Genomic DNA, 18908 nt, shown 5'->3' with positions numbered 1-18908 from the left:
ATTATGCTGGTGTAAAAAAAATTAAATTTGATCATTATTTTGCTTTACCAATGGGACATGTTGTTTTTCCAATGATAATAAATGATTTAGATGATGAAAAGCACACTCTATCATACACAATTGATAATTGGAAACCAGCATTAGAAGATTATGATGTTATTCCTGTAAAAAAAGGTAAGACAAATATTAAAGATGTTGAGATAGTTTACAATACAAAAGAATTGAGATGATATATATATATGGCTGAAAAAGATAATTATGAAAATAATTGGGATGGTTTTTTAAGTCAGAAAGCTTATCAAGTAGATACTAACAAGTATGGTAAAAGTTCTGTAAAGGAAAATTTTGAATTTAAAGGACAAAAATATCACGTTGTTTACGTGTTAAATGAACCAGCTTTTGTTAGTAAAAAAGGGTCTAGATATCCAGTTTTAGAAGTTTCTAAGATGATTTCTAACAATATCAAAGCATCGATTAAAAATGAATTAGGACAAGTTGATGTTGGCTGTAATAACTTTGGTATTTTTCGTATTCCTCGACAAGATAATGTTATTTATTTCCAATCAGAAATGACGGTTAAATTTTCTGAATTATTAAATTGGAGTAAGAAATTTTATCAAGTACATAAACCTAAGCTACAAGTAATTAAATCAAATAAAACTACTTATGGTAAACAAGTAGACCAGCCTTGGTTTGATTGGCTTTTACATAAGACAGATATTAAACCAGGAATGGGGATTGGACGCCATAATACTGTTCTAACATTGGCATTGGCATGCTATTCGTCACGAATGAATGAAAATGACTGTTATGACCTATTAGATCAATTTAATACTAATTTGAAAGTATCACTAAACCAACGAGACGTAGATCGTTGTATTAGAGACGCTTATTCAGGCATATATAAAGGAGCTAGTTCAATTTACATCAATGAATTAATTGAAACATGGGCTTCAACATCAGAACAAACTAAATTAAAACAAGTTAAGAGTAATAGCTGGTATAAATTTGCTAAAAAACGTGAAGATCGTAAGTACTCACATAAGAGTGAATGGAAACAAGATCTAATAACGTTTTTTAATAAAGTAGCTACAAATAATGAAAATGTAGTTATTTCAACAAGAAAAATACAACAAAATTTAGGGATTAGTCCTAGCTCTTTAAGTCGTGCCTTGAAGTCACTTAAGAAAGAAAATAAACTAATCATAAAAGACACAGGATTTAATAAAAAGAAGGCATATACGACGTTATATACCCTTGTAAGACAGCTTCAAAATAAAAAGGAACAATACCGCATTGATGTGCTAAAAGATATTACAGAAGAAAATATTAATGAATTATCACAATTAGAACAACAACTGAAATCCTTAAAACAAGAGAATAAAAACACTATTATCGTTGATATAGGTGATTTAGATACAGGATAACTTAAGTGCTACCAATTGCCAATAAGATATTTCATTTATACTTTTCTTTATCCTTATATGTTATATATAATAACCAGTGTTTTTAGTTTTTTATATTTTTAAGGATAGTTTTTGATGACATAAATTATAAGATATTATCCAAAAATATTTCAAAAACAATGATTAGTTATTTAGTTGTAGATATGATATTAGATGCATTATGTAAAAATAAAAAGCCTGTGTATTTACATTCTGGGAAGTCAGTACACAAGCTCTCAATATGAAAATGTCCTTAAAGTACATGGAATAAAACATTCTTATTCTTTAAAAGGTTATCCATATGATAATGGGCCGATTGAAGCCTTTCATTCAATTTTAAAACGTGGATTCGCATTTCAAATAAGATTCACAAGTTATTAAGAATTGATTTTGAAAACAGAAAATTATATTCATTGGTATAATACCATAAGAATTAAGATATCTGTCTAACAAAATTTTTGCCATTTATTGACATAGGAACAAGGGGAATAACATGGAAAATAAAAATGCTAATATATCGGTTATTATTGGTAATGGATTTGATTTAGGACTTCTTTTATCAATAGGGAAAAGTTTAGAAGAATTACCCACTTTTTCTAATTTCTATAATTGGTTATTTGGAAGACAATTTAATCCTTCTAATAGTATATTTAAAGAAATTAATGATAAAAAAATATCAAATGAAAAATGTTGGGCTGATATTGAATCAATAATTGGTAATAAATTATCTATTTGTATTATTTTATCTTAGGTATTTGTATAATTTAATTATAACTAAGGGGATAACTTTATGAAAAACAAAATATATAACAAACATAACGCCGTAGCATTTTCTACTGGTGAATATAAGAATAGATATAAATCAGTTAAAAGCAGACACGGCTGGGTAAGTATTGGGGTGTAACTTTTGCTTCAATGACTATTATTTTTGGTGGAATGACTGTGTCTGCTGATACTACATCTCAAACATCAGATACAGCAGTTTCAACAAATAATACTAATCCACAAACAACTTTATCTGTTTCACAAAATGTCTTACAAACTACAAATGATCAGACTAAATCATCTGAAAATCAAATTCAGAATGATAGTCAAGTAACTTTACTTAGCCCTAATAATTCTAAAATTAGTAAAAAAGATGAACCTAATCCAGTAAATAATAATCCAAATGAATTTAAAAATAACTTAGTTGATAATAAATTTAAGTCTAATAACACTCAATTTAAAGGTGGAATTACTATTGCAGACGGTGGAACATTTAAATTTCCTCTAAATGGTGGAGCTAGTGCAATTTTCCATGGTGAAAGTGGACAAACTGGAATTTTAGAAATTGTTAGTGGGACTTTGAGTCCTATTTATAATGATAATTATGTCCAATTATTGTCTAATAAAATAACCAGTATTAAAATAGACTCTGGTGTTTTAGTTCCTGTTGATAGTAATAATCTATTTTCTAATTTAACTGATTTAAACAGCATTACTGGATTAAACAATCTTGATTTTTCAAATGTAAATAATATGTCCAATATGTTTAGTGAGGATCAAGCTTTAACTGAAATATCAGGTATTTCTGATTGGGACACTTCCCAAGTACAAGATATGTCTAGTTTATTTCAAGGAGATATTAACTTGAATAGTCTGGATTTATCTAATTGGAATACCAAAAATGTTTCTAATATGAAAAATGTATTTTCAAATGATACGAGTTTAAGAAAACTTAAATTTGGTGATAATACTTTATTCAATTCAAGTGTTGAATTACCAATGGTTTCTAAAGAATACAACGGTTGGGTACAAATTGATAATGTTGGAAATGTAGTGCCTGGTGATACAGCTTTATCATCTGATAAATTAACTGACGGTAATATTCATTATGGAACATGGATTTGGGGAAATTCAGTCCCAAGTAAAGCTTCAATTAATGGTGAAAATGTAACTATTTATATAGGTGATAAGATAAATAATTTTGACTTTAACGCTAGAGCTACTGATAAATTAGGAAATTCAGAATTAGTTAATATTGATACATCACAAGTAGATATTGATAAACCTGGTGTTTATACTGTAACTCTTACTACTGTTGATGGACAAAGTAAAATTGTTACTGTAACAGTTTTAGCTAATAAGGAATCAATTACTGGTAAAAATATTACCATTTATACCGGTAATCAATTTAATGATAATGATTTTGATGCAAGTGCAACAGATAAAACTGGTAAATCAGAAGTGGTTACAATTGATACTTCTAAAGTAAATATAAATGTGCCGGGAATTTACAATGTAACAATTAGTGCTACTGATGGACAAAGTAAAGTTGTTACTGTAACAGTTTTAGCTAAGACAGATAATAAATCTAAAAATGATTCAGGCAGTAATATTATTAATGGTTATAATAATGGAAATTCTTTAATCAATATTGGAACTAACAGTAAACAATCATTAAATAATATTAGTTCATCAAATATTATCACTGGTAAATACAGCAATAAAAATATAAAAAATAATAAACATAAATTAAAAGGAACTCTACCACAAACTGGGGAAGAAACATCTACTTTGTTATTAATGATTGGAGTAACATTAATAGGAACCTTAGGATTATTTGGATTGAAAAAAATTAAAAAATAGTATTATTGAACTAGAATTAATATTGCTCCTATACTGAAAAAAGGTAAACAAAGCTTTGTAGATTTATACAATGATGAAAAACAATTAATGTCTTCAATAGATAGATATTATGGTGTTACAGTTTCAAATGTCTTTAAATGTATTAAAGACATTTGAAAGAATTATTTCTGTAGATGTTTCAAAAAACTGTAACAAAATTTCACAAAGTCAGAACACCGTTAAATCAACGTTTCTAGCGGGTCGATTTTCCGTTTTTCAAAATTCACAAACTTTCACAAACAAAAAGCCTCGTAAACGTTGATTTACGGGGCTTTTATTGGTTAACTTCGCTTAATGGACATTATGTTAACTAATGTTTGTTTTTTGCATTTCTGTAATACAGATGTCTCTCCATGAACTGGGTATTGCAAATAATTCCATAAACTCATCAACGTTAATTTGATATAGCTCTTTTTCCTCTACATAAAATGGAATTAGTAAATCAATAGCATTTACATTAGCTTTTTGTTCATAATGCGGTTTTAATGCTGTTGAAAAATTTAATTTAGCATCGTTGATATCACATTGAAGTACATGACTAATTTCATGGGCAATGATTAAAGGTAAACGACGTTGATTAGGTTCGTTAGCGTTAATAACGATTGATCTAGTAGGAATATCAGCAAATGATCTTGTTTTGGCTAATAATTTATCTGTATAGGTAACTTGAATATCATGATCAAAAGCATAATTAAATAGACTATTTATTATTTCTTGCATCCCGTAAACTCCTTAAAATCTGTAAGACAGTTTCTTTGTCTTCTTCTGGAACGGGCTTTCCACCAAACATCATGATTGTTTCTAGATCGTCTAAATTAGCAGTTGATTTTTCGCTGTTTTCATTTCCTAATAAATAATCGGTTGAAACGTTAAAGTAGTTAGCCACTTTTTTTAATTTTTGAGAATTAGCATTATCAATCCATTTTAGGAGAGTTCCGTTAGGAAATCCCATTTGATGTTCTAATTCACGAATAGAAATATTTTTCTTTTTTGCAAGTTCCTTAATACGTTGATATATAGACATTTTAAGCACTCTTTCATTTTTATTTAGAATATTTTTCTATAAAATTGTTGACATATAGAATATATGTATATATAGTATTCCCTGTAATCAAGTTGATTATTAACGAATATCCCCAACAGACGTGTTGGTTTTTTATTTAAGTTAATTGTAGAGCAATAAACTACAAAAATCAATTGGTTATAGGATATACATGTATATTATTGCGAACAAAGTTGAAAAATTATATCAAAAAATAAATGGAGGAAATAAAAATGGATCAACAAGTTTTAAAAGTACAAAAATGGTTAAATTCAGAATACGGAAAGGTAAGTGGATTTACTAAAATTAAAGAAAATGGACAAACAGGTTGGAATACAATCTATGGTTTGCGTGAAGGATTACAACATGAATTAGGTATTAATCCAGTTGCCAGTGGTTTTGGTGCTCAAACTAAAAATGCTGTAGGTTCTAAAGTAGCAGGATTTGTAGTTGGTTATAAAGGAAATATTGCTAAATTAATTCAAGGTGCATTTTGGTGTAAAGGATATAATCCTGGTTCATTTAATACAACCTTTTCTAAAGATACTCAAGCAGCAGTCGATAGCTTACGTAAAGATGCTGGATTAAGTATTGGTAACCTAACGGTTTCATTGATGGCAGCACTATTTGATATGAGTGCCTTTAAATTATTAGATGGTGGAACTAATTCAGTTCGTCAAATGCAACAATATTTAAATCGTAATTATTTAGCATACTTCGGTGATGATTTAGGTTTAGTACCTACTGATGGTCTTTACCAACGTAATACTAATACGGCTTTGATTTATGCTTTACAAGTATCAATCGGATTAGCTGATAAAGCTAATGGAGTATATGGACCAACTACGATTAATTACACTCCTACAGTTTACCAAGATGAAGCAGGACCAACAGTTAAAATTATTCAATATGGATTAATGGTAAATGGATTTTATGATGGTGCGGTTGATGGAGTTTATAGTGCAAGTGTTGCATCAGCAGTACTTAGTTTTAGAGAATTCATGAAATTAGCCCCTTATAATGGTTCAGCTGATTTAGAGGTTATTAAAGGTTTACTAACCTCTAATGGTGATACTAACCGAGACTCTGATGCTTGTGATACATCATTTCAAGTTTCAAGTGCAACAGCTAAAAAATTAAAAAACTTTGGATTTAATTTAATCGGACGTTATTTAACTGGAACAGTTGGGGTAGGATCTAATCGCCGTCGTAAAAATTTAACTTCATCAGAAATTGAGAACTTAGTTAATGCAGGTTTAAGTATCTTTCCGATTTACCAAGATAACGACGGAAGCGAAGAATACTTTACTGCAAATCAAGGTGTATATGATGCAAATGTTGCCGCAAATGCAGCACAACGTTTGGGCTTTCCTAAAGGAACTACTATTTATTTTGCCGTTGATACCGATGTGCAAGATGGAGATATCGCTGGAACAGTTATTCCATATATGGCATCTGTTAAAAATCATTTACGCAATGGTTATAAAGTAGGTATTTATGGTACTAGAAATGTATGTAATCGAACCTTGAAAGAAGGTTATGCGGTAAATGCATTTGTCTCAGATATGTCGACTGGGTATAGTGGTAACTTAGGTTACAAAATGCCTAAGAAATGGTCATTAGATCAATTCACAGAATTTAATTTTGCTGACATTGCAGTTGATCAAGATGCATCATCTGGTAGAGATACTGGTACTAGTAAATTTAACCCTATTTCACCAGTAACAGTAGACCCTTTACAAGCATTAAGATATATTACTGATAATACAAAATTAGAATTAGACGTTCCTTTAACTACAGTTAATATCACTGATTCAGTAAAAATGGTATTGAATGCTAGTGCATCATTACAAGAACTAGATGGAGATGGAATTTTTACCATTACTAATGGTTCAGTTCCATCAGTAGATGTAACAAAATGGCTAGAAAACAAGTATGATGTAAAAGGATCAGTAGCAGACGTAATTGCTGAAGGATTTAATAAATTTACAGTATCTAAAGACATTAATGAAGGTCAAATGTCTGTATCAGTTAATAATGATGCAGATGGATATATTAGTATTTCTTTAAGTATTAATATTTATCAAATAGAAATTGATAATAAAAATTGGAATACTGAAGCAAATCTATCTATTTCTTTAAAAATTAAACCAAGTAATTTACCATTGATTAAACAAGAAATAGAGTTGTTAAATTTTGTTGAACAGAATTCTAAAAAAGTTGTTATTGGGTTAGCAGTCTTAATAGGTACGATTTCAGGTATTGGTCTTGTAGTAGTTACTTCTCCTGGAGATGCAGCTGCAGCAATTGGTACAGCAATTATTGCATTATTTGTTTCTATAAAAAACGCGATTCAATCTGCATAAACAAAAAGCTAACTAATAGTAAATTAGTTAGCTTTTTTATGATATATTAAATTATTTAAGATACTTGGTAACGTTTATAATAAATAATTCCCATGCAATACATCCAATTGATGAACCTACTATCAATATAATTATTAAAGAAATTGTGTAATCAAATTCAAATCTTATTTTTATAGATACAATTATTGTTAATAGTACCATGATAAATGTATATTTAAACACTTTTTTCTTGGTTTGGATTATAAAATTAATCAACTTATTTCGGCTTGTTTTATTTCTGTAATATTTATTGTATCTATAACATAGTAGAGAAAAAAATAAGATAAAACCTAATGATAAATAACAAAAAATAATTGCAGGGTTAAATTTTAAATTTAAGTACAATAAACATAAGAGCATGATTGTTATCATGAATGAATAAAATTTTATGATTGCTTTTGATTTTTTAATTATTTTTTTGTTCATATTAATTATCTCCTTATTGATTCTTATCTAGATGGACCGAAATCTCTTGAGTTTCTTTGTATAATTTCGTGTAATTCATGAGTTGACGCATTTACAAGGGTTCTCTGATCGTTTGAAACTTGTTTTTCACGATCAGTAATACGTTCTTCACGTTTATCAAGCGTCTCAGCACGTTCATTTAATTCATTTTCTCTTTGATCGAGCTTTTGTTTGATATCACGTAATCTCTTTTGAAAGTCTTCACGTAATTTACGTGCTACGTTTCTTAAATATTCAAAACCCATTCTAAGGTGTTGTTCAAAACCAATTTCTGTTGAAATTGGTTCTTTTTTTTCTTTTTTAAATATCGGTTTATTATCATCATTTGTTTTAATTTGATCTTTAAAATGTATTTTTCCTGTATCAAGTATGATGTATGGTATTTCTTCATAATTAGTTTCACTTGTCATATCAGACACTTCATTTCGGTATTTTCCAAATGGAGGTATTTCATTTTTTTGTTTTGCAATTTTTTCAAATTTAGTTCTAGCTTTTTGACGTCGTTCAATATTAGATTTAATAACAATATTATTTTTTGGATCTAAGTCAATAACTGAAAAAGATAATGATTGATATTCATTTTGATAATTTTCTTGTTCAATTTGAATATCGTTTTTTTCAATATCGAAATAATAGTAACCGTAGTTTGGAAGAAGAATTAGAAGAAAAGACTAGCAAAGTGCAGCGAAAAATTGATGAAATAGATACTGAGATATAAAATCTTAGGAGGTATTTAGATGATCAATGTAGATCCCATTATCGACCAAGAACTCTTGGACAAAGCAAAGAAAGCAGCCGAAAGAAAATTAGTTGAATTTGCTGGCACTGGTGCTTTACGTATGGCTAATGGTAAAGATAAGATGGGAGAAAATACCATTAAATCTTTAGTAAGAGGTCGCAAATCTAAAATAAGTCAACTTAGGGGACATATAAATTCAGCAATTAAGGGTAAATTTGCTAAAAGTGTCGCACAGGAAGCTAAAAAGCAAGCTGATAAATTAGATGAGATTTAGAACATAGATACACAAAACAAAAAGATCCCCTAAATTAATAAGAGTAGTACGTTAAAAATGGATTCCAATAAAGGAAATCCATTTTTTTGATTTTAATAATACATAATAATGTAGTGCAATAAATTTATAAATATCTTAAATTAAAAGAAGAAATTAAAAATATCTATTTAGAAAGTTATGAAGCCTACGGTTATCTTAGGATTTTTCAGATTTTGATTAATAAATGATACAAATATTGGTTAGAAACTGTACGAAAAATAATTCTAGGAACTGGATTAATTTGTACTATCTATTTCAAAAAATATTAAACCAGTGATATATTCAGACCAAGGTTTCCACTACCATTAAAAGCATATCGCCAAAAATTTAATTTTAATGGTTATAAGCAAAGCATCTCACTAAAGGAAAATTGGTTAGATAACGCACCTATTGAGAGTTTCTTTAACTACATTATAAAGATAATTATTAAAATATGTTATTTGGTTGAATATATGTGTAAACACTTAAAAATATAAAATGTTTAACTTTTCTATAGCACTTCACTAGCGTCACCTGATTTTTTTATAAGTTGCTACCAGCCCAGTGATTAATTGGACCAAATTTGTGTGCGACCGCTAGCTCGTTTTCGATACATCTATCGACGTAAGTCTTAGCGCTACGAATTGCTTGCTCAACGGTGGCGCCTTTCCCAAGCTCGGATGTAATGGCAGCAGAGAGGGTATCGCCAGTTCCGTTTTTCCGGTCGGTCGCAAAATATGGGCCACTCAGTGTGAAATGACGACCGTCTTCTAATAGAATGTAATCGGTAACTTTGGTTTGACTATCATGATCGTGGCGACCTTTGATCATGACGTTTTTAGCACCTAAAGCCTGTAATTTTTGAGCCGCGTGGGCTTGGAAACTTGGCTCATTGCCATCTAAACCGCTTAGTTTTTCAGCTTCGAAATAATTGGGCGTGAGAACAGTTGCGAGAGGAATTAGGCGTTCCACTAGAGTTTGATAGGCATCGGACTCAAGCAGCAAGTCGCCATGTTTGGTAATAATTACTGGATCGATGACCAGCGAACCGAAATCATATTTTTCTAAATTATCAGCTACGGCCAAAATAACTTTTTGATCGGCTAGCATGCCGGTTTTAGCGGCCCGAATGTTAAAATCAGCCGCCAAATCTTTAAATTGCTGGCTAATAAAAGCTGGAGTCATATTTACAGCGGCGTGAATTCCGTATGAGTTACCAGAAACACAAGCTGTCATAATACCAGCTCCATAAACTTGGTTGGCAAAAAAGGTGAGTAAATCCGCTGGCATTCCTGCGCTTCCATCACTATCGTGTCCAGCAATTGTGACAACCTGTGGAAATTCATTTGACATAGAACGACCTCCCTAAAGTTGTGATTTGATTTTTGGATGTTTGGTGTATTATAATACATAGAGCTGTAAGATGTAAGACTAATTAGAAAAGGAGCTTTAACTATGCGTATTTGTCATCCTAATGGTGTTCAAGGTCGTCGTCCGATTGACCAAAAGAAACGTAAGAAAGAACAAAAACGAGTATCTGATTTACAAAAGTTTTTGAAGCAAGCTCCCGCAAAGTAGTTCTTTTTGTCGCGGCAGCCAGCAAAAAAGAGACTGCCATCGCAGTCTCTTTTTTAGTTGTTCTTTTTTGTCTTAACCGCTTTGGTGATTTCTTTTTTCTTTGGTTTTGACAGAGAGCGCAACTCATCTTTTAAACTTTCGATTGCTGCATGGTGGCTTTCTTTCCATTTGTTGAAAGAGTTTTTTGAATCCGAATCGCCAGGCTTCAGCCCCGTATTTAGCCAAAACATTGCTTCTGATAGACTGTTAAAGTTTCTAAGCCACAGAGTTTGACCATTTTCAGAATCGAAGGCAACATAAGAACGGGGCTTTTTCTTTAAAAAAGTGTGACGGCGAATTTTAAACGCCTCCCGTTTTCTGGTTAAGAAATAATCCGGTAAAATATAGCTGCCGGCAACGACTAGTTGTGGGAAACGTTCGTTTCGTTTGGCGTGACGGTCACGTAACATTGACATGGCTTGGTCCGCGGTAATTAATTTAATATTCAATTCAGGCATGGCATCTTCCTCCTACTTTTATTTTTACATAAAACTGCCGGTCTGAAAAGGATTTTACATGGAAAACCAGCATTAGTCGGCGATCAAAAATAAGGGAGAACCATTCCATGGTAAAAAAAACAAAATACTATGCGGTTAAAAACGGTCGAAAACCAGGGATTTACTTGACCTGGTCGGCGGCCGAGCGACAGGTAAAAGGTTTCGCTAACGCTCAGTACCAAAGCTTTTCAACAGAAGCAACTGCTCGTGCTTATTTGGGAGCTGAGTTAGGGAAAATCCCATCACAGCAAAATCAGTCAGCTACGAAAGAAACACGCCCCGCCATTTTAGTTTTTACAGATGGTGGTTCTCGAAATCATGGGAATGTCCGAGGTGGTCATGTTAAGCAGTCTGATCCAGCGGCATGGGCCTATTTGATTGATTTTAAGGGGCAACAACATGCAGACACCGATGGCACCTTAGGCGCAACTAATAATCAAATGGAGATTATGGCGTTAATTCAGGCACTGCGCTGGTTAGTTATTAATGATTTGCAGCAGTATCAAATCGGGGTAATTTCCGATTCGCGTTATGTGCTAGGAGCAATTAAGCAAGGTTGGCTAGCTGGTTGGAAACGACGTGGCTGGCAGCGCAGCAATGGAGAATTGAAAAATAAAACGCTATGGCAGCAGTTGGAGCAGGAATTACAGCATTTTCAACACATTCAATTTGGCTGGACTAAGGGTCATGCTACGAATCGAGGAAATGTTTATGTTGATAAGTTGTTGAACCAGACCATGGATCAGTTAACACGGAGGCACTAATGACAAGTGAACGAGCAAAAATGACTGCAGGACAGCCATTCAATCAATTTGATCAAGAACTAATTGCACGCCGAATTTTGGTTCGGAAAGAATTACAAACGATTAATAACACACCAGATAATGAAGCTCGGATGAAATTAGTCAAAACATTAATTGAAGATACGGGATCACGCCTGTTTATTGAAACTGATTTGCAATTTGACTATGGCTTTAACATCCACCTGGGGGATAATTTTTTTGGTAATTATCGGCTAACGTTGCTAGACTCGTGTCCGATTACCCTGGGGAAGAACTGTTATTTGGGACCAAACTGTGGTCTATATACTAACATTCATCCTCTGCAAGCAGCTCCGCGCATTGCTGATGTGGAGCTAGGCGCGCCGATTCGCATTGGAGATAACGCCTGGTTAGGTGGGAATGTTACCATTTTGCCGGGGGTCACCCTTGGCAACAACGTAGTGGTCGGAGCAGGTTCGGTGGTCACGAAATCATTTGGTGACAATGTTGTGATTGCGGGTAATCCTGCGCAGGTTTTGAAAACGATTGATAATTCGGAACTAAATCAATAGTAGGAGGGCATTATTTTTAAACGTTTTAATATTGATAAGTTTGTTTTTATTCCCACACTGGCAATTTTTCTAGTGGTTTCGATAGTTTTAATCAGTGGTGGAAGTCGCTTGCAGACCCTATTAGCAGCTTCCTTAGTATGGATTACTAAGGAGATGGGATGGGCCTACATGATGGTCTATATCGTCAATTTCATATTCTTTCTGTGGTTGATCTTTAGTAAATACGGTGCCATTCGGCTAGGTGATCCACACGATCGACCGGAGTATAGCAACCTACAATGGGGGAGCATGGTATTTGCGACGGCCATCGATGCCAGCATCTTAATGCTAAGTATGGTCGATCCAATCCGATACGTGGCACATCCAGCCTTTGGTATCAAACCGTTTTCAAAAAATGCCTATGATTTTGCCCACATGCTCGGTCAGTTTAATTGGGGACCGATGGCCTGGATGATGTTTGCACCAGCTGCAATTGCGATTGGCTACCTAATGTTTGTGAAGGGAAGCAAGGTGCAACGACTAAGTAAATCGATTGACTTTTTGCAAGGAAGCCAGCGTTGGAAATATCTTTGTCGGCAGTTAGTTGATTTTATGGTTGTTTTTGGGATTATGGGGGGCGTTGGTTCCTCGGTTGGGATGGAAATTCCGATTATTGCGCGCGTCCTCAGCCAGTTAACGGGGATTCCTGATCGATTAGGTTTGAAACTGAGCTTGTTTGCAATTTTGTTTATCATTTTTGCTTGGACAGTTTGGCATGGTCTAAACGGGGGAATTGATAAATTAAGTGATTTACATATCTGGACCGCAATTGTTTTTCTGGCCTTTGTCCTGTTAGTCGGTCCTACCATTTATATTTTGAGCTCTGAAACTAATAGTCTCGGGCTTTTAGCCAGTAAATTCGTCTCTTTAAGCACGAATACTGTGCCGAATGGAACTCCTGATATTGCGAGTTCTGAAACCATCTTTTACTGGGGATGGTGGTTGTCTTATATGCCAGTAATGGGTTTGTTTATTGCTCGAATTTCTAAGGGTAGGACCATTCGACAGGTTTTATTGGGAATGTTGTTATACGGTTCGGTTGGTTGTCTGAGTTTTTATGCAATTTTAGGAGGTTACTCTTTGTGGTTGCAAAAAACCGGGACAATCGATTTGGTTCACATTTTAGCAACCCAGGGACAGGCAGAGGTGATTGCGGCGGTGCTTGGTACTTTGCCATTTAAAATTATTGTCTTTGCTGTATATTGCTTATCATGTTTTATTTTTTTGGCCACCACCATCTCCTCATCGGCTTTTATTGTGTCGTCATTTACGAGTCTGAAACTCGATGACACGCAGGAACCAAGTCAGCTAAATCGCATGACCTGGGTTGTAATTTTTGTTTTATTTGCGGTTGGAATTGTGATGGTTGGTGGCTTTGCTACCATTCAAACTTTCTGTGCGATTGCTGGTTTTCCCCTTATGTTTGTCTGTTTAATGATCCTTGTCTCCATTTACCATCTGGTCAAGACTGATGAGGGAATCGTCTTAAAAGCACAAGGGATGGACGAAATGCGGCTAGAACAGAAGAAACGGAAAATGTTACGGTTGCGATCGCAGCGGATGGTACTAGGTCTGCATCGCCGAGAAAAATAATTTTAGAGCGCACGGAACTACTTTTGCTATTTAATGATAAAATAAATAAAGGAGGTGAAAGACATGGAAAAAATTGAACCGATTGTGTATGACCGTATTTTACTGACGATTGATGCTGATGATCCAGATGCTAACACTAAAGCATTGCGCTATGCAGTGACGCAAGCGAAAGAATTCAATGCAGAACTAGGGGTTTGTTCGGTATTAGAGGGTAGTGATATTAATATCTATGATTCACTGACACCGAAGAAATTAGACGCAAAACGCACCGACTTAAACCAAGTTATTGAAAAATATGTTGAGCAAGCACGATCTTTTGGAATTGACAAAGTGACGGCAATGACCAGTGAGGGTGGCGATATTGATGATGAAATTTTGGATACGATTATTCCAAAATTCAATCCTGACCTACTGGTTTGTGGGGCTGACAAAGATGGTGAACACCATTTTTATAGTATCAGTGTCAAACTTGCTAAGAAAGCAAAGATTTCAGTAATTGTCGTGCGGTAAGGACTTTTGATGAAGCAGACAAGGATTCCATTTTTTGCAAGTGATTCCACCGCCAAGCTCGCCCAGCAGTTATTGGGAAAGAAACTGATTTATCAGACTGTCGCTGGAACCATGAGTGGATGGATTGTAGAAGTAGAGGCTTATTTGGGAATGCTGGATGAGGCAGCGCATGCCTACCAAGGACGTTGTACGCCATCGAATGAACCATTGTATGGACCACCTGGAACGGTGTATATTTATTCGATTCATTTCCAATTGTGCTTGGACATTGCAACTCAAGCGGTTGGAGTTCCGGAAGGAATCCTGATTCGTGCGCTTGAGCCGGATTCTGGTAGGGGGTTAATGGAGCACCACCGTGGTAAAACTGGTTTGGAATTAACTAATGGACCAGGGAAATTAATGAGCGCTTTGGGAATTACTGATAAGCGCATGAATTTTCAGCTATTTGGAGAAGTTCCGTTAAGCTTAGACTTTGTGACTGCACGCCAACCGCAAGCGATCACAGCTGGGCCCCGCATCGGAGTTGGTGCAAAAGGGAGTTGGGCTAAGCAACCATTGCGATACTATGTTACTGGAAATCCTTATGTTTCTAAACTACCCAAGCGATCCATGGATTTAGTAACCCATGGTTGGCAAATTTAAAAGGGGCACCACTGAGATAAAACAGTGACACCCCTTTTTTGTTTAGAAGCATTAAAGCAGGTATTTTGCATCTAACTCCGGATCTTGGGAAGTTAGGATCTTGGGACCGTCATCGGTAATTGCCAGCGTGTGTTCGTATTGAGCTGATAGTGAACCATCGGCAGTAACGTAATAGGTCCAATCGTCTTTTTCATCAAAACGATCTTTAATCTTCCAATCACCAAGGGTTACCATAGGTTCAATGGTGATGGTCATCCCGGCTCGAAGTCGCAATCCATGACCAGCTTCTCCGTAGGCAGGAACTGCTGGCTCTTCGTGAATGGAGGGCTGAATTCCGTGCCCAATCAATTCTCGGACGTCTCCCATGTGGTGCTCGGTTTCGACGTATTCTTCGATGGCAGCTCCAATGTCACCGATTCGATTGCCAACCTGCGCCTGGTCAATTCCTTTGTAGAGCGATGCTTTAGTGACTTCCATCAATTCTCGAGCCTCAGGTGAGATGTTACCAACGGCATAAGTCCAACAAGAATCACTTTCAAAGCCGGCTTTATTGACACACATATCGACTTTGACTATGTCACCGTCTTTTAATTTTAAGCCATGGCGAGGAATTCCGTGGGCGACTTCATCGTTAATTGAGATGCAAGTCCCGAATTTATAGCCATCAAAACCTTTTTCGGAGGGAGTTGCCTGGTGGTCGGCAATGTATTGATTAGCAAAAGTTTCGATTTCCCAAGTATCAAGTCCTGGTTTGATTAGATCGCGTAGCCCCCGATGGACGCCGGCTAAAACGCTTCCTGATTCATTCATTAGTTCAATTTCTCGTGCTGATTTTAAGGTAATCAAATTTTGTCTGCTCCTTAGATTTCCATGAGTTATTCATTGGTTTTACTATAGCATTAATCAAGGTTTTTCGGTTGATTTGGGGGTGTTTGCTTCTTGATGCGATGATAATCGGATGCCACGCTTTTAATGAAGCGGATCCGATGCTGGTTGCTGGCCATGTAATTAACATAGTGATGACCTAAGATAAACAAGCTGGTGACGATGACTAAGAAGAGCGGGATGGTTAAAAAACCTAGTTCCAAGTCTTCTAAGACACCGTAAGTTGATTCTATGGCATTTAAAAATCCAGCGTATGAAACAAAGTACCAAGCAATTGATTTATTGTAAAAACCATAAAAGTTACGAAAATCATCTTTATTTTTAAAAAGTCGATTTAAGCCTTTGATATTTTGTTTTTTTACGTATCTAAAATATAGTGGTGGAAATAGCCAATATAAAAATGGAACTCCCTTTTTCTTACTGTGTGTACTTTGATATTTGGCATAGACGGAGTTAGACTCCATGAGCTCCATTCTTCCTTGGTATAAGGGAAAAACAAAGAGGAGCCAATCAGCGACGAATGCACAACCGGCAACAAAAACTTCCACAATAATCCTCCTTTGAGTATCAGCATCATACTTCAATTAAACAAAAAATAACCCAAAATTGCAATTTTAAATCAATCGTGATTCAGAGTAAATTAGTGGTTTATGATATGATAGTTACGGTTGAATTAATCGTAAGACTAAAAAATTTTAAGTTTTAAAGGTGACGTACTTGAATAAAATATTTAACAAACGAGATATTGTAGTTTTGATCATCGGAATCCTGGCCGTACTAGGTGGTTTTTTTTACATCCAGTTTGGAGTGGGTGGTAGCAAAGAAATGCAAAATGCACGGCAACCTATCATCTTTGTTTCGGATAAAAACCGAGTTTCTGGAGCAGCACAGCACTTAGTCACGACTACTAGTCGGTCTGGTGGGGCCGTAGCCATTCACATTAACGTGCTGGATAATGGAAAGATTGAATACGATGGTAACCAAAATGTGAAGGCAAAACAGCCAATTATTGAAGTTAATTTTAATGATCGTTCTAAGACGACTCAACAGCAGGCACAGAGTCTCAATCAGATTTTACGAAAGCTTAATCATCGTTATGCTTATAAGCAGTATGATGCGATTGGTTTTGGTTCGGGAAGTCTTGCAGTTTATTATAATGCAGTCAAATATAGAACCAGCGGTAATCGGATGATGCTTAATCATTTTGTCTCGATTGCCGGTCCTTATCAGGGAGTTTTGCCATTACAACCCCCTCACGGGGAGCACCGAACTACTAATCAACGGGCAACGCAACCACCACAGCCAGCTCGTCCAGACTGGGCGACCATCACTAACCAGCGTTTCCCAAGCTATCAGGAAATGCAGCATCTATCGAAAAGATTAGATCCTAATACCGAGGTGCTTAACATTTACGGAGTGATTAGTGACCGAGATCGTTCTGACGGACGCGTGAGTGAGGCCTCGGCCAGCTCATTAAAAAAATTAATTAAAAACAAAGATAACTATCAATCTTTACGTTTGACAGGGCCCTACGCCGAACATGCCAGCTTGCTTGATAATCAGGTAGCGGAACGAATTATCAACCGGTTTTTGTTTAATCAATAGCGGCTAGTTCTTGATTCGAGGCTGATAAGTTATTTTGATAATTCCAGAAAAACACCCCCAAATTAATTATTTAATTTGGGGGTGTTTTAGATTCAAATTCACGCACTACAAAAGTTTTCCCAAGATGAGCTGTATCTTGCCAGTCTGAGATCCAATCTCCCTGATGATAATAATCCCTGAACATCTCCGGATGATTGTTGATGAAGGTTAACTGTTTAGAATTTAAACGGTCTCTAGGATCAGCGCTAGAAAAAGTTGTGATTGGGAAATGGTGTTCAGCAGCGAGATAAATCATTAATGATCCACCCAGAGAATAACCGGTTCCATGCTTGATAGTATAATTTTTACCATCTTTTTTTCCTTGAGCTTGTAACTTATCTTGGACACGAGTATAAAAACGATCCGCAGAATTAAATTGACTATTACCATCCTGATAGCTATCATCACCGTAATCAGAAATGATTTTTTTAGTTATGGAATCTTTATCAGCTACATCTCTAGCCTCCTTAATTTTGGAAGCATCAGTAATGAGATCATGATTATCCTGGGCATTAGTTCCAGCAATGGCAATCTGAACATTATTATAATCAACCTTACCGTGGACAATGGGGGCGACGGCTAGCCCCTGAAAACCATTACGCTTGTCATCATATTTACAAACAACTTTATATTTATAACCTTTACTTAAAATAAATGTTTTACCTACGGCTTTTTTACCATGAGCTTTTTCGTCAACTGAATAGGATTTATCGCTAAGATCTTTATACTGATTATCATCTAGTTTTACCATAAAAACTAATTCCCTTCATTAGTGTTGTATGTGACCTTAATATCATCAACTTTTGTCTTTCCCTTTTTAACTGGAATAGTGCTGTAATCTGACATTCTAACGGAACCATCATCGTTTATAGTGTAGGAAATATTATGCTCATGATCAGTATAGCCATTGACGTCCATTGGAAATTCAACTGTTCCCATCGGCAAGATAAAATACTTATCAAATTTAATCGTTTTAACCCCTGCATACTGACTAGCAAAATCTTTAACAATTGCTTTTTGTGTTTTTTTAACCAAGGCAACTCTTTGCTGTTCTGCTTTTTGCACTTTGTCATAGTGTTTTTTTAAATTGATG

General features: G+C 34.9%; 23 protein-coding genes. 14 read left to right on the top strand and 9 right to left on the bottom strand.

Annotated features, from left to right (window positions below; genetic code table 11):
- The 5 genes from B808_RS06605 to B808_RS02575 all read left to right on the top strand — a co-directional run.
- A partial coding sequence (locus B808_RS06605) for a hypothetical protein (protein WP_035421742.1) occupies window positions 1-230 on the top strand: 230 nt, incomplete at its 5' end.
- 9 nt (window positions 231-239) lie between these two features.
- Complete coding sequence (locus B808_RS02585) at window positions 240-1427, top strand: primase C-terminal domain-containing protein (RefSeq protein ID WP_009166374.1); 1188 nt, start codon at window positions 240-242, stop codon at window positions 1425-1427.
- 402 nt (window positions 1428-1829) lie between these two features.
- Complete coding sequence (locus B808_RS06705; RefSeq protein WP_369403831.1) at window positions 1830-1895, top strand: IS3 family transposase; 66 nt, start codon at window positions 1830-1832, stop codon at window positions 1893-1895.
- Between the two features lie 43 nt (window positions 1896-1938).
- Window positions 1939-2196 carry a hypothetical protein gene (locus B808_RS02580; protein WP_035421740.1) on the top strand — a complete coding sequence of 86 codons (258 nt, stop codon included), beginning with the start codon at window positions 1939-1941 and terminating at the stop codon, window positions 2194-2196.
- Between the two features lie 191 nt (window positions 2197-2387).
- A complete protein-coding gene (locus tag B808_RS02575; RefSeq protein ID WP_162257638.1) occupies window positions 2388-4073 on the top strand; it encodes a BspA family leucine-rich repeat surface protein in 1686 nt (561 codons plus the stop codon).
- Between the two features lie 345 nt (window positions 4074-4418).
- Here the strand turns inward: B808_RS02575 and B808_RS02570 are convergent, their stop codons facing one another.
- The gene (locus B808_RS02570; protein WP_009167031.1) at window positions 4419-4832 is read right to left on the bottom strand and encodes an ImmA/IrrE family metallo-endopeptidase; all 414 of its coding nucleotides are present in this window, start codon (window positions 4830-4832) and stop codon (window positions 4419-4421) included.
- Window positions 4813-5136 carry a helix-turn-helix domain-containing protein gene (locus tag B808_RS02565; RefSeq protein WP_009167032.1) on the bottom strand — a complete coding sequence of 108 codons (324 nt, stop codon included), beginning with the start codon at window positions 5134-5136 and terminating at the stop codon, window positions 4813-4815. The genes B808_RS02570 and B808_RS02565 overlap by 20 nt, the downstream gene beginning before the upstream one ends.
- 251 nt (window positions 5137-5387) lie before the next feature.
- Here B808_RS02565 and B808_RS02560 point away from each other — a divergent pair, with 251 nt between their 5' ends.
- Complete coding sequence (locus B808_RS02560; protein ID WP_035421737.1) at window positions 5388-7520, top strand: glycoside hydrolase domain-containing protein; 2133 nt, start codon at window positions 5388-5390, stop codon at window positions 7518-7520.
- A gap of 488 nt (window positions 7521-8008) precedes the next feature.
- Here the strand turns inward: B808_RS02560 and B808_RS02550 are convergent, their stop codons facing one another.
- Window positions 8009-8434 (bottom strand): hypothetical protein, encoded by a 426-nt coding sequence (locus tag B808_RS02550; RefSeq protein WP_009167034.1) that lies wholly within the window; start codon window positions 8432-8434, stop codon window positions 8009-8011.
- Between the two features lie 327 nt (window positions 8435-8761).
- Here B808_RS02550 and B808_RS02545 point away from each other — a divergent pair, with 327 nt between their 5' ends.
- The gene (locus tag B808_RS02545; RefSeq protein WP_009167036.1) at window positions 8762-9037 is read left to right on the top strand and encodes a hypothetical protein; all 276 of its coding nucleotides are present in this window, start codon (window positions 8762-8764) and stop codon (window positions 9035-9037) included.
- A gap of 561 nt (window positions 9038-9598) precedes the next feature.
- On the opposite strand, the gene thiD is transcribed toward B808_RS02545, so the two are convergent.
- Entirely contained in the window at window positions 9599-10408 is an 810-nt protein-coding gene (gene thiD, locus B808_RS02540) for a bifunctional hydroxymethylpyrimidine kinase/phosphomethylpyrimidine kinase (RefSeq protein ID WP_009167037.1), read from the bottom strand.
- 102 nt (window positions 10409-10510) lie between these two features.
- Here thiD and B808_RS06690 point away from each other — a divergent pair, with 102 nt between their 5' ends.
- The gene (locus B808_RS06690) at window positions 10511-10633 is read left to right on the top strand and encodes a hypothetical protein (protein ID WP_009167038.1); all 123 of its coding nucleotides are present in this window, start codon (window positions 10511-10513) and stop codon (window positions 10631-10633) included.
- 53 nt (window positions 10634-10686) lie between these two features.
- Here B808_RS06690 and B808_RS02535 read toward each other — a convergent pair whose 3' ends face one another.
- Entirely contained in the window at window positions 10687-11130 is a 444-nt protein-coding gene (locus B808_RS02535) for a hypothetical protein (protein ID WP_009167039.1), read from the bottom strand.
- A gap of 107 nt (window positions 11131-11237) precedes the next feature.
- On the opposite strand from B808_RS02535, the gene B808_RS02530 reads away from it, so the two are divergent.
- From B808_RS02530 to B808_RS02510, 5 genes are all read left to right on the top strand, one after another.
- Window positions 11238-11933, top strand: coding sequence for a ribonuclease H family protein (locus tag B808_RS02530; protein ID WP_009167040.1), 696 nt, complete (start codon window positions 11238-11240; stop codon window positions 11931-11933).
- Window positions 11933-12502, top strand: a complete 570-nt coding sequence (locus tag B808_RS02525; protein WP_009167041.1) for a sugar O-acetyltransferase — start codon at window positions 11933-11935, stop codon at window positions 12500-12502. Before B808_RS02530 ends, B808_RS02525 begins: the two co-directional genes overlap by 1 nt.
- Before the next feature lie 48 nt (window positions 12503-12550).
- On the top strand, window positions 12551-14134 hold the full coding sequence (locus B808_RS02520; RefSeq protein WP_081579362.1) for a BCCT family transporter: 1584 nt from the start codon (window positions 12551-12553) through the stop codon (window positions 14132-14134).
- Window positions 14135-14197: 63 nt separating this feature from the next.
- Complete coding sequence (locus tag B808_RS02515) at window positions 14198-14644, top strand: universal stress protein (protein ID WP_009167043.1); 447 nt, start codon at window positions 14198-14200, stop codon at window positions 14642-14644.
- A 9-nt stretch (window positions 14645-14653) separates the two neighbouring features.
- Complete coding sequence (locus B808_RS02510) at window positions 14654-15286, top strand: DNA-3-methyladenine glycosylase (RefSeq protein ID WP_009167044.1); 633 nt, start codon at window positions 14654-14656, stop codon at window positions 15284-15286.
- Window positions 15287-15337: 51 nt separating this feature from the next.
- Here B808_RS02510 and map read toward each other — a convergent pair whose 3' ends face one another.
- Window positions 15338-16132 (bottom strand): type I methionyl aminopeptidase, encoded by a 795-nt coding sequence (map, locus tag B808_RS02505; protein WP_035421730.1) that lies wholly within the window; start codon window positions 16130-16132, stop codon window positions 15338-15340.
- 53 nt (window positions 16133-16185) lie between these two features.
- Window positions 16186-16719 (bottom strand): hypothetical protein, encoded by a 534-nt coding sequence (locus B808_RS06350; RefSeq protein WP_009167046.1) that lies wholly within the window; start codon window positions 16717-16719, stop codon window positions 16186-16188.
- A gap of 169 nt (window positions 16720-16888) precedes the next feature.
- Here B808_RS06350 and B808_RS02495 point away from each other — a divergent pair, with 169 nt between their 5' ends.
- Window positions 16889-17776 carry an alpha/beta hydrolase gene (locus B808_RS02495; protein ID WP_225349217.1) on the top strand — a complete coding sequence of 296 codons (888 nt, stop codon included), beginning with the start codon at window positions 16889-16891 and terminating at the stop codon, window positions 17774-17776.
- A gap of 70 nt (window positions 17777-17846) precedes the next feature.
- Here the strand turns inward: B808_RS02495 and B808_RS02490 are convergent, their stop codons facing one another.
- Together B808_RS02490 and B808_RS06600 are read right to left on the bottom strand one after the other, a co-directional pair.
- A complete protein-coding gene (locus tag B808_RS02490; protein ID WP_009167048.1) occupies window positions 17847-18566 on the bottom strand; it encodes a hypothetical protein in 720 nt (239 codons plus the stop codon).
- A gap of 5 nt (window positions 18567-18571) precedes the next feature.
- On the bottom strand, window positions 18572-18908 hold a 337-nt coding region (locus B808_RS06600; RefSeq protein WP_035421726.1), incomplete at its 5' end, for a hypothetical protein.

Origin of the sequence: Fructilactobacillus florum 8D, assembly GCF_000512295.1 — a bacterium.
Classification (GTDB): Bacteria; Bacillota; Bacilli; order Lactobacillales; family Lactobacillaceae; genus Fructilactobacillus; species Fructilactobacillus florum.
This window is presented reverse-complemented; position numbering and strand designations above follow the sequence as displayed.